This window comes from Lysinibacillus agricola, assembly GCF_016638705.1.
GTDB classification, from domain to species: domain Bacteria; phylum Bacillota; class Bacilli; order Bacillales_A; family Planococcaceae; genus Lysinibacillus; species Lysinibacillus agricola.
The window spans coordinates 3,602,493-3,614,561 of sequence record NZ_CP067341.1; the positions used below are offsets into that span (position 1 = coordinate 3,602,493).

Sequence of the window (12,069 nt, forward strand, 5' to 3'; positions counted from 1 at the left end):
AATACATCTCCTATCATAGCAGTTAGTGACGAATTTGTGCACCTACTTGCTCACATAAAAGATTATATTATTTCTGTGATTGTTCATCGCTAAATAAACGATCTACACCTTGTGTTACTGTCAACTGTCCATTTAAAATTTGACGTTCTAAAAGTTGCACTTGTGCTTTACGTTCTGGATTACCATAAAACATATCGATTAAATGGTCGGTAATCATCGATTGGAACCAATCTCGCGTCTGATTTTGGCGTCTGATCGACCAGTAATTATTTGCCTCAACGATTTGTCTGAATTCCCCTATTGTACTCCATACTTTGTCGAGGCCACGTTTTTCCCATGAACTTACAGGCATTGCTGTCGACATCCAACCCGGAGTTGCAGGCTGTAAAAAATGTAAAATTTGCTTGTACTCAGATACCGTTTTTTTCGCCAGGCGAACATTATCGCCATCAGCTTTATGGACAACGATGGCATCTGCTAACTCCATAATCCCCTTTTTCATGCCTTGCAGCTCGTCTCCGGCACCTGTTAAAACTAACAGCAAGAAGAAATCAACCATACCGCGGACATACGTTTCACTTTGTCCAACACCGACCGTTTCTATTAAAATGACATCATAGCCAGCCGCTTCACAAACAAGCATCGTTTCACGTGTCTTTTTATGAACACCCCCTAGGGTACCAGCTGATGGAGAGGGACGAACGAATGCATTAGGCTTTTTCACGAGCTCCTCCATTCGAGTTTTATCGCCTAATATACTTCCTCCCGATAAAGAAGAGCTTGGATCAATCGCAAGGACTGCCACTTTTTTCCCCATCTCACAAAGCATCGTTCCGAAAGCCTCAATGAATGAACTCTTTCCTGCACCAGGAACGCCAGTAATCCCAATACGGACACTGTTTCCTGTATGTGGTAGAAGCTCTTGTAGAAGTTCCTGTGCATGCGCTTTATGCGTTGCATTTGAACTTTCAATGAGTGTAATAGCTTTTGACAACTGTGTACGAGAACTTGCACGGACTTCTCGTGCAAGCTCCTGTATGTTTAAATTGTCTGCTTTTTTCTTTCGGAATTTTTTCGGTGTACCATATTGCATTCCGTCGTGAGTTGCCTCTACTCCGTCCATAACAAATAGCGCACTTTCTGGCATTCCTTTGTTTTTGTCCATTATTCAGACACTTCCTCATAGCCTAAACGTTTGTAAATCTCTTCAATAATCTTTTGTGCCGATACAGGAATTACTGTACCAGGTCCAAATATCGCTACAGCTCCAGCTTCATAAAGGAAGTCATAATCTTGTGCTGGAATAACGCCTCCAACAATAATAATGATATCTTCGCGGCCCAGTTTTTCTAGCTCTGCTATTAATTCTGGAACTAGTGTTTTATGACCAGCAGCTAATGAAGATACACCAATGACATGAACATCGTTTTCCACAGCCATTTGAGCTGCTTCAGCAGGTGTCATAAACAATGGTGAAATATCTACGTCAAAGCCTAAGTCAGCATAGCCCGTTGCCACTACCTTTGCACCACGATCATGTCCATCTTGTCCCATTTTCGCTACTAAAATACGTGGGCGACGACCTTCATTTTCAAGGAACTCCTCTGTCATTTGTTTCACTTCAGTAATTTGCTCCTCATCAGAGAAGTTTGCAGAGTATACGCCAGAGATTGAACGGATTACTGCTTTATGACGACCTGAAACAACTTCAATTGCATCGGAAATTTCACCTAATGAAGCACGAGCACGCGCTGCATCTACTGCTATTGCTAATAAGTTTTCTTCGCCATCTTGCGCCGCTTTCGTTAATCGGGCTAAATGTTTTTGTACTTCTGCTTCATCACGAGCTGCCTTCATTGCTTCTAAACGCTCAATTTGCTTTTGACGAACTAGCGTATTATCAATATCAAGAATGTCGATAGGTTCTTCTTTTTCTAAACGATATTTGTTTACACCAACGATCGTTTCTGTTTTAGAGTCGATTTTCGCTTGACGTTTTGCCGCAGCTTCCTCAACTTTCATTTTTGGTAGACCTGTTTCAATCGCTTTCGCCATACCGCCCAGTTCTTCGATCTCTTCAATTAATGCCCACGCAGATTTTGTAATTTCGTCTGTTAATTTTTCCACATAGTACGAACCGCCCCATGGATCAATTACTTTTGTCATTGCCGTTTCTTCCTGTAAGAATAGCTGTGTATTACGTGCAATACGTGCAGAGAAATCTGTTGGTAGAGCAATCGCTTCATCAAGTGCATTTGTATGAAGAGATTGCGTATGCCCCATTGATGACGCATTAGCTTCGATTAATGTACGTGTCACATTATTAAATGGATCTTGCTCTGTTAAAGACCAGCCAGACGTTTGTGAGTGTGTACGAAGTGCTAATGTCTTAGGGTTTTTTGGATTAAACGTCGACATCATTTGTGCCCAAATTCGGCGTGCCGCACGCATTTTTGCAACTTCCATGTAATAGTTCATACCGATTGCCCAGAAGAATGATAAACGGGGTGCAAAGGCATCAATATCGATTCCAGCTTTAAGACCTGTACGAACATATTCAAGACCATCTGCTAATGTATAAGCAAGCTCAATGTCATTTGTTGCTCCCGCTTCTTGAATATGGTAACCAGAGATCGAAATTGAGTTAAATTTTGGCATATATTTCGCCGTAAATTCAAAAATATCTGCAATAATTTTCATAGACATTGCTGGCGGATAAATATATGTGTTACGAACCATGTATTCTTTTAAAATATCGTTTTGAATCGTACCAGCAAGCTTGTCTGGTGTAACTCCCTGCTCTTCAGCAGCAACAATATAGAATGCAAGAACTGGTAACACAGCACCATTCATTGTCATAGAAACCGACATTTGATCTAAAGGAATTTGGTCAAATAAGATTTTCATATCTTCTACTGAGTCAATCGCAACCCCAGCTTTACCAACATCCCCTGTTACACGTGGATGGTCTGAGTCATAGCCACGGTGGGTTGCTAAGTCAAAAGCAACGGAAAGACCTTTTTGACCCATTGCTAAGTTACGCTTGTAGAATGCATTTGATTCTTCAGCTGTTGAGAACCCAGCATATTGACGAACTGTCCAAGGACGAGCTACATACATAGTAGGGTATGGACCACGTGTATTTGGCGCAATACCTGCAACATCATTTAAATGTTTTGCCTCTTTAATATCTTCTTTTGAATAAATATCTTTAATTTCGATACCTTCATTTGTCATAAATTTTTCTTCTGACGCTTGAGGTGCTTCGGCTGCTAATACTTTTTCGATTTCAACTGCACTAAAATTTGGCTTGCTCATCGTTGGACCTCCTTCATGCTAGCGAACACTGAATTTAATTTTTCAATGATGTTCTGTCCTGCGAAAATAAAGCCGTTTAAGCCATTTGCTAACCAAGCTTCTTCTTCGTCGTTAAATTTACCTGCAACGTCAACAATTACGTTAGCTGGTTTGCCTGCTAAAATTGCTGGTACTAATTCTTTTGTATCGTCATCATTACCTGCCATCACCACATACGTTGCTTCTGTAGCGTTTAACCAAGCCAATGCTTCTTCAGCTGTTGCAGCTGGTTCACTTTTTTCTGGTACTAGGCCTACAGTGTTTAAGAAACCTGATACGAAATCGGCACGTGGTTTTGAGCTTTTCAGTGTACCTAATGCTAAGATTCCTGTTTTCGCATTTGTCGCTGTCATTTCCGCTCGTAATTGCTCAAAAGGTATAGCAATTCGCTTAATTTCTGCAAATAGCGGGTTTGTTTCGCTTTCATGAACATCTGCTGGATTGGCATAAATATTTGTACCGATTAATGATTGCTTACGTGTTTGTACCGATTTGATACGAGCTTGATATGATTTTTCAAGTTCCTCAGTAAGCTTTCCTGATGCAGTGTAAGCATCAATGCCTCCAGCTGCTTCAATTTCTAAGAATAATGCCCAAGCTTCTTTCACAAAATCTGCTGTTAATGACTCAATAAAGTATGAGCCACCAGCTGGGTCTATAACTTTTAAAACATTTGTTTCTTCTTTTAAGATTAATGATACATTTCGTGCAATACGAATCGATTGATCTGTTGGCTTCGTTATTGCATCATGAGGGTGAACTGTAAAGACATCCGCACCGCCAATTAAGCCAGAAAGCGCTTCATTTGCTGAACGTAATAAGTTTACATAAACATCCAGCTTCGAGAAGCTTCTTAATGACGTCTCAGCAATAGTTGGAACTTTTACGCTGTCAGACACTCCATAAGCGGATGAGAACGCTTTCCAAAGTACTTTAAAAGCACGGAGTTTTGCGATTTCTGTAAAGAACTGTGTATCAATAGCAAAGGATACATAAAATTTCTTCGCGAACGCTTCAAAGCTTTCTTCTTGATTTGCGTATTTTGCCGCTAATGCAAGCGCATATGCTAATTCTTGCACAGCGTTAGCTCCTTCATTATGATAAACCGTTGTGTCTGCACCGATTGAGCGCACGCTCGGGAAATCAATTAAAGAGATAGGGCTTTTCGATACGATGAAACCTTTTACCGTTTCTCGCTGATCAACTGCTATTTTGTCGAATACTGCTAATAATGGGTCATTTGAATTTACAACCGTAATTTTAAACGAATATTCTGAGAAATAAGTCGCTAATTGTGCTAGTACTTCTTCAGTCCATTCAAAATTTACACGGCTATCAATTGTTACTACTTCATTGCCTCGAGCTAAGCTATCATCAAGCTGTGCAAAAAATGCCTCGCTTGTATCAGCATATAATTGCTGTGCCACTCGAAATGCTTGATTATTTTGTAGGGAACGGATTGTGGCAACTTGTTTATCAAGTTCTTCACCAAGTTTTGCTACTAAACTTTCTTGAGTGTAAAGAGGTTCTAATGTAACACCTTCACTTGTTTTCGTTAAAAGAGACTCGAATGGTTTCCCTTTTAAAGCCTTGATTGCTGCATCTTGCCATTCTGAATAGGATGGCTTTTCAAATTCAATATTTTTCATGTTGTTTGACATGCGGACGCTTAATCAGCTTCCCCCCTTAGTAGTTTCTATTTGTTATTCTACATGACAAATTGCGACTCGAAAAGCATAAAAAAATTCGGAAACCGTTATACAACAGGTTTCCGACAAGTCATCAGTAGACTGACGTTGAAGATTTATTTGTATTTTCGAGTATTTCTTTCACTCTATTTAGGAATTTACCACAAACAAGTCCATCCAGAACTCGATGATCTAAAGATAAACATAAATTCACAATATCTCGTGCAGCGAACATTCCACCAGGTAAAATAACTGGTTTTTTTACAATATTTTCCACTTGTAAAATTGCTGCTTGTGGATAATTAATGATGCCCATCGACTGAACAGAACCGAATGCGCCGGTATTATTTACAGTAAATGTACCACCTTTTATATCATCCATCGTCAGTTTTCCAGCACGTACTTTCATTGCAAGCTCATGAATTTCCTTCGCGATACCTTTTATCGATTTTTCATCAGCGTGTTTTATAACAGGAACAAATAATGCATCGTCTGTTGCTACTGCAATGGAAATATTTATGTCATGCTTTTGGATAATTTTGTCCTCTGCCCACATGGAATTCATCATTGGGAACTCCTTTAAAGCTTGAGCGACAGCCTTTATAAAGAAAGCAAAATACGTAATATTAAAGCCTTCTTTTTGCTTAAATTCTGTCTTAATGCTATCACGATATGCTACTAAATCTGTAACATCTACTTCCATCATCATCCATGCATGTGGCACTTCATGAACGCTTCGTACCATATTATTAGCGATGGCACGGCGCACCTTTGTTACTGGAATTTCAATATCACCAGCTTGAATAGGTTGTATAGATGTTGCTGATTTAGTATTCTCCTGTGTTGCAGGTGCTGACTGTTGAACAGCTGTATCGACAGCAGACGTTGTTTCAACCTGAGAAGTTGGAACATTTCCTGCTTCAATCAGTTTCATAAGGTCTTTTCTTGTAATACGTCCCCCTTCACCTGTTCCTGTAACTTGATCAAGTGCAATATCATGCTCTTGTGCAAGTCGAAGAACAGCTGGTGAATAACGTACTTTATCCTGTCGAACTGTTTTTTGTGTAGCTATCGTAGCTGTCGTTGGCTGCTGAGTCTCCTGTTTCTTTTGTACGCCTGCATTTAAGATAGCCGTACTTACCGCGGATTTTTTCGCTGGAGGTGGAGGAGGCAACTCACTGTCACCTGCTATTTCAATGGAACAAACGACTGCTCCAACCGGCAACGTTTGCCCTTCCTGTGCAAGTAGCTCTGTAATGACTCCTTCAAAAGAAGACGGGATTTCTGCATTTACTTTATCTGTTACAACTTCTGCTAGTGGATCATATTTTTTTACCGTATCACCTGGCTTGACAAGCCATTTTTCAATCGTACCTTCTGTTACACTTTCGCCGAGCTGTGGCATTGTAATATTTTGAATAGCCATCATCTATTCCTCCCATCAATTATGCCTAGGTGTAATTGTATCTATCGAATTACTATAATCTGTTGATTCGTCCGTGGTTAAAATTTCTTTTCACTCGTTGAAAAAATTCCTAATACCCCTATTTAGAAATAAGCTCTTCTATATTAGAATGCAGCAAGTTCTCGCATCGCACGCTCTACTTTTTCAGGGTTAATCATAAAATACTTTTCCATCGTTGGTGCATACGGCATCGCTGGAACATCTGGTCCCGCTAGGCGTTGAATTGGTGCATCGAGTTCAAATAAACAATGCTCAGCAATAATTGCTGCAACCTCACCCATAATGCTTCCTTCTTTATTATCCTCAGTAACTAGTAAAACTTTACCTGTTTTACTTGCCGCCTCAATGATTGCTTCTTTATCAAGAGGATAAACCGTGCGTAGGTCAAGAATATGCGCTGAAATACCGTCTGCCGCTAGGCGTTCTGCTGCCTGTAATGCAAAATGGACGGCTAAACCATACGTAATGACAGTAACGTCTTCCCCTTCGCGCTTAACATCTGCCTTACCAATCGGTAATGTGTAATCATCTACTGGTACTTCACCTTTAATGAGTCGATAAGCACGTTTATGCTCAAAAAATAGTACTGGATCCTCATCACGGATTGCTGCTTTTAACAAACCTTTTGCATCATAAGGTGTTGACGGAATAACAATTTTTAAGCCTGGAGTTCCTGCAAAAAGTGCTTCTACAGATTGCGAATGATAGAGTGCTCCGTGAATACCTCCGCCAAATGGTGCACGTATAACCATTGGGCAAGACCAGTCATTATTTGAACGGTAGCGGATTTTTGCTGCCTCAGAAACGATTTGGTTAACGGCAGGCATAATGAAATCAGCGAATTGCATCTCGGCAATTGGGCGCATCCCATACATCGCAGCACCAATACCAACACCTGCAATAGCACTCTCTGCAAGAGGTGTGTCAAGTACCCGATATTCACCAAATTGCTCGTAAAGACCTGTTGTTGCTTTGAAAACCCCGCCTTTGCGACCAACGTCCTCTCCTAAAATGAAAACACGCTCATCACGTTCCATCTCTTCCTTCATCGCTAATGTAATCGCATCAATATAAGACATCACTGCCATTACACGTCACCTCCGTCCACTGGTGCATATACGTACTTCAAAGCATGCTCTGGTGTTGCATACGGAGCAGCTTCTGCATAATCTGTTGCTTCATTCACCTCTGCCATGATACGCTCTTCTATTTCAGCACGGAGCTTTTCTGTCATAACTCCAGCATCCATTAGATACTTTTCAAATAACAGAACAGGATCCTTTGCTTTGCCTTCTGCTATATCCTCGGCAGTTCGATATTGACGATCATCATCATCCGAAGAATGTGCCGTTAAGCGATACGTCACTGTTTCTATTAAACTCGGCCCTTCACCACTACGTGCACGATCAGCTGCTTCTTTTACAACCTTATAGACTTGTAACGGACATTTTCCATCAACAGTAACACCTGGCATACCGTAGCCAATGCCGCGATCTGACACTTTCGCACAGCCTAATTGACGTTCAACTGGCACGGAAATTGCGTATTGATTATTTTCTACCATTATAATAACGGGAAGCTTATGAACCCCTGCGAAATTCGCACCTTCATGGAAATCACCTTGGTTAGATGAGCCTTCACCGAGTGTAACGAAAGTAATAAAATCTTCTTTTTGCAGACGCCCTGCTAAAGCTACTCCCACCGCGTGTGGAACTTGTGTAGTAACTGGCGAAGAGCCTGTTAGAATACGATTTTTCTTTTGTCCAAAATGACCTGGCATTTGACGTCCACCTGAGTTTGGATCCTCTGCTTTGGCAAATGCGGATAACATCAGTTCTCTTGGTGTCATTCCAAAATGTAAAACAACACCCATATCACGATAATACGGCGCAATATAATCTTTGTTATGATCAAGAGCAAAGGCCGCTCCTACTTGTGCTGCCTCCTGTCCCTGACATGAAATAACAAACGGAATCTTACCAGAACGGTTTAACAACCACATACGTTCATCTAGTCTTCTTGCCATTAACATCGTTTCGAACATTGCAAGTACATCTTCATTTGATAAACCTAAATCCTCATGCTTGATTTGAACATCTTGCATACGAACACCCCTTTCGTATTGTAGAGAAATAACTAAAGCATTTTATGGCTCTTCACCAAATATGTACTTGACTGCACATTATGTTCCATGTGCTTTCATACCAATTTACTTTTTTAATCAAGAACAGATTTTAGTATTGATCCCATATTAAATCCCCATACTTTAGTGAAATTATAAATCATCAATTATGCCTCAGCATAATTGCGTCCGGATTCGGCTTTGTGCTTAGGCCTACACGACGCAGGTCAGTTAGCCGTTATCGCATGGATGCGATGATTTTTAGGCTAACATCCTATATTGCACTCCTTTCCGAATCTGTGACATCCACCGGAGGCTTTAGGCCAACAGATGTTTTTTGCGCGAAAGCGTAGTGCTAACGCAACGGCAGCACATGTTTTTGTCTGTGCGAAAGCGAAGCGACAGCAACAGCACGATATTGGTCACTCAGTCGTTGCCACAGGACGTGGCGTTCTTAGACTGAGTTCCTCTATTTCAGCTGATGTTTGGACCCGCTAAAAAGTAATTTAAATCCGCATTCATTAGCTGAAAGAAGTTAAAAATGAATGGCACGATTATCGACTGCTAACGCTGATTCCACTAACACCTCATTCAGTGACGGATGTGGATGAATGGCCTGACTAACTTCCCACGGCGTTGCATCTAGTAACTTAGCAAGTGATGCTTCACCAATTAAATCTGTCACATGTGGTCCTACCATATGAATACCCAAAATATCATTCGTTTCTTCATCAGCAACAATTTTTACAAAGCCATCTGTCTCTCCATTAACTAGCGCTTTTCCAATCGCCTTGAATGGAAACTTACCGACCTTCAATGTATAACCTTGCTCTTGTGCAGCACTTTCTGTTAAGCCAATACTTGCAACCTCAGGGTAAGAATAAACGCATTTTGGTACCTTTAGAACATCAAGTGCCTCTGTTTTACCCGTTGCAATATGCTCAATAGCAGATAACCCTTCGTGAGAAGCAACATGCGCTAATTGTAAACCACCGATAACATCCCCAATAGCATACATATGTGATTCCTTCGTTTGATACGAATCATTGACTTTGATAAACCCATTTTCAACTTCTATTTCTGTATTTTCTAAACCTATACCTTGCGTATTTGCTTCACGCCCTACAGAAAGCAATAATTTATCAGCCTCAAATAATTCTTCCTTATCACTAACTTTTGCAGAAATGAAAACGTTATCATTTTCAATTTTGATGGTTCCTGTATCTAAGCGAGCGTTTGTCACGATACGGACGCCTCTTTTTTCAAGCTGTTTTGTCACTTCTTTTACAATATCTGTATCCTCTGTAGGCAAAATTGATGGTCCATATTCAATGACCGTTACGTAAACCCCAAAATCACAAAGCATCGAAGCCCATTCTATGCCAATAACTCCTCCGCCAACAATTAACATTGACTTTGGCAGTTCTTTCATTTGCAGTGCATGATCAGAGTTCATCACATATTTACCGTCGACCGTTAGTCCTGCCATTCCTCTTGGCTTAGATCCTGTTGCAATAACAACATTTGTAGGGACAAGCATTTCATTTTCATCACCATTACTCATTTCAACTGAAATAGTACCCGGCATTGGTGAGAAAATGGACGGTCCTAAAATTCGCCCTGTTCCCTGATAAACGTCTATTTTGCCTTTTTTCATCAGTGTATTCACACCTTGGCTCAATTGCTCAACAATCGCTTGTTTCCTTGCCTGCACTTTGTCGAATTTCAATGTAACTCCTTCAATATCTACACCATATTCAGTGGCTGTTTTATTTGCCATACGATACACTTCTGCACTTCGAAGTAGGGCCTTGCTTGGTATACAGCCTTTATGCAAGCATGTTCCACCTAGACGCTCACGTTCGACAATAGCTGTTTTTAAGCCCAACTGTGCAGCTCGAATTGCTGCAACATAGCCACCTGTACCTCCGCCTAAAATGACAACATCATAATTTTGAGCCATGTTAATTCCCCCCTTATGAGAAAAATGCTAAAGCATGCTATCCGCTACTGGTAACCGTAAGAAATTCTTTAAATTGGATGCGCTTGCAGAAGTGGTAGGGCTTTAGCTTAACTTCATTAAAGCTATTAATTTACTATAAAGTTAGAAGAAGTCGACAATGCGACTTCTTTAAACGAATTTGCGGTTTTTAACGACCGTGTAAAATATTTTTTTCATTTTTTAAGAATTGGCTACGAGACTTTGATACTCGAGCAATACGTTCTTCTGCTAAACGATTAGCCGCTACATATGTCGGGATGCCGTCACGTTTAGAAATAGCGAAGATTTTTTCGATACTATCGTAAATACCTTCAACTCGCTTCATTGCACGCTCACGGTTATAGCCGTATAATTCATCAGCTACATTAATTACTCCACCTGCATTAATCACATAATCCGGTGTATAAACTATCCCTAATTCATGTAAATAATCACCATGACGAGAATCTTGTAGTTGGTTATTAGCAGAACCAGCGATAACCTTTGCTTTTAGTTGCGGGATCGTTTCATCATTTATTATCGCTCCTAATGCACAAGGTGAGAAAATATCAACTTCCTGTGAATAGATTTCCTCTGGTGCCACTGCAGTCGCACCAAATTCATTCACAACTCGATCAATTGCCGCCTGATTAATATCTGTAACAACAAGTTTTGCACCCTCATTATGTAAATACTCGCAAAGCTTGTAAGCTACATTTCCTAGCCCTTGGACAGAAATTGTACGTCCCTCTAGTGAATCAGATCCAAATGCTTCTTTTGCTGCTGCTTTCATACCAAGGTAAACGCCGTAAGCAGTTACTGGAGATGGATTTCCGGATGAACCAAAAGCCGGAGAAATTCCCGTAACATAATTTGTTTCCTCATGAATTAAATCCATATCTGTCACTGTAGTTCCAACGTCTTCTGCTGTAATATAGCGGCCATTTAGCCCTTGGATGAAACGTCCTAGTGCACGGAACATTTCTTCATTTTTATCTTTAAATGGGTCACCGATAATGACCGTTTTTCCACCGCCAAGGTTTAAACCAGCAGCTGCATTTTTATAGGTCATCCCTCGTGCTAAACGTAATGCATCCTCTATCGCATTTTCTTCTGATGCATATGTCCACATACGTGCCCCGCCTAGTGCTGGCCCAAGTGTTGTGTCATGGATAGCGATAATCGCTTTTAACCCTGATGCTTCATCTTGGCAAAATACCAATTGTTCATAATCATACTTTTCCATATACTTGAAGATTTCCATGAAAACTCGCCCCTTTGCTTTGGAAAGTGCATCCCCAAATGCCCATCCCAATTAAATAATAATTAACAAACAAAAATTGTTTAGTAATGGATAATATTGCTCCATTTAATTTTACAATACTGACAATTTCACAATTTCGCAACTATTATTACACTTTCTTGTTTAAGTAAGAATTTTCTAAACATTCAGTTA

9 protein-coding genes are annotated in these 12,069 nt (G+C 40.4%); 1 reads left to right on the forward strand and 8 read right to left on the reverse strand.

Translation table 11 applies throughout. The features are described from left to right. Positions 1 to 67 precede the first annotated feature (67 nt). From meaB to FJQ98_RS17950, 6 genes are all read right to left on the reverse strand, one after another. Positions 68 to 1,165 (reverse strand): methylmalonyl Co-A mutase-associated GTPase MeaB, encoded by a 1,098-nt coding sequence (gene meaB / locus FJQ98_RS17925; RefSeq protein WP_053594592.1) that lies wholly within the window; start codon positions 1,163 to 1,165, stop codon positions 68 to 70. Then, the gene (scpA, locus tag FJQ98_RS17930; RefSeq protein ID WP_053594591.1) at positions 1,165 to 3,318 is read right to left on the reverse strand and encodes a methylmalonyl-CoA mutase; all 2,154 of its coding nucleotides are present in this window, start codon (positions 3,316 to 3,318) and stop codon (positions 1,165 to 1,167) included. The genes meaB and scpA overlap by 1 nt, the downstream gene beginning before the upstream one ends. Continuing rightward, positions 3,315 to 5,006, reverse strand: coding sequence for a methylmalonyl-CoA mutase family protein (locus FJQ98_RS17935; protein ID WP_425492661.1), 1,692 nt, complete (start codon positions 5,004 to 5,006; stop codon positions 3,315 to 3,317). The genes scpA and FJQ98_RS17935 overlap by 4 nt, the downstream gene beginning before the upstream one ends. A gap of 133 nt (positions 5,007 to 5,139) precedes the next feature. Continuing rightward, positions 5,140 to 6,471 carry a dihydrolipoamide acetyltransferase family protein gene (locus FJQ98_RS17940; RefSeq protein ID WP_053594589.1) on the reverse strand — a complete coding sequence of 444 codons (1,332 nt, stop codon included), beginning with the start codon at positions 6,469 to 6,471 and terminating at the stop codon, positions 5,140 to 5,142. Between the two features lie 143 nt (positions 6,472 to 6,614). Continuing rightward, on the reverse strand, positions 6,615 to 7,598 hold the full coding sequence (locus tag FJQ98_RS17945; RefSeq protein WP_053594588.1) for an alpha-ketoacid dehydrogenase subunit beta: 984 nt from the start codon (positions 7,596 to 7,598) through the stop codon (positions 6,615 to 6,617). Beyond that, complete coding sequence (locus tag FJQ98_RS17950) at positions 7,598 to 8,614, reverse strand: thiamine pyrophosphate-dependent dehydrogenase E1 component subunit alpha (RefSeq protein WP_053594587.1); 1,017 nt, start codon at positions 8,612 to 8,614, stop codon at positions 7,598 to 7,600. Before FJQ98_RS17950 ends, FJQ98_RS17945 begins: the two co-directional genes overlap by 1 nt. 348 nt (positions 8,615 to 8,962) lie before the next feature. On the opposite strand from FJQ98_RS17950, the gene FJQ98_RS17955 reads away from it, so the two are divergent. Then, positions 8,963 to 9,130, forward strand: coding sequence for a hypothetical protein (locus tag FJQ98_RS17955; RefSeq protein ID WP_158003015.1), 168 nt, complete (start codon positions 8,963 to 8,965; stop codon positions 9,128 to 9,130). A gap of 37 nt (positions 9,131 to 9,167) precedes the next feature. Here FJQ98_RS17955 and lpdA read toward each other — a convergent pair whose 3' ends face one another. Next, positions 9,168 to 10,595, reverse strand: coding sequence for a dihydrolipoyl dehydrogenase (gene lpdA, locus FJQ98_RS17960; RefSeq protein WP_053594586.1), 1,428 nt, complete (start codon positions 10,593 to 10,595; stop codon positions 9,168 to 9,170). Positions 10,596 to 10,782: 187 nt separating this feature from the next. Continuing rightward, positions 10,783 to 11,877, reverse strand: a complete 1,095-nt coding sequence (locus tag FJQ98_RS17965; protein WP_053594585.1) for a Leu/Phe/Val dehydrogenase — start codon at positions 11,875 to 11,877, stop codon at positions 10,783 to 10,785. Positions 11,878 to 12,069: the final 192 nt, after the last annotated feature.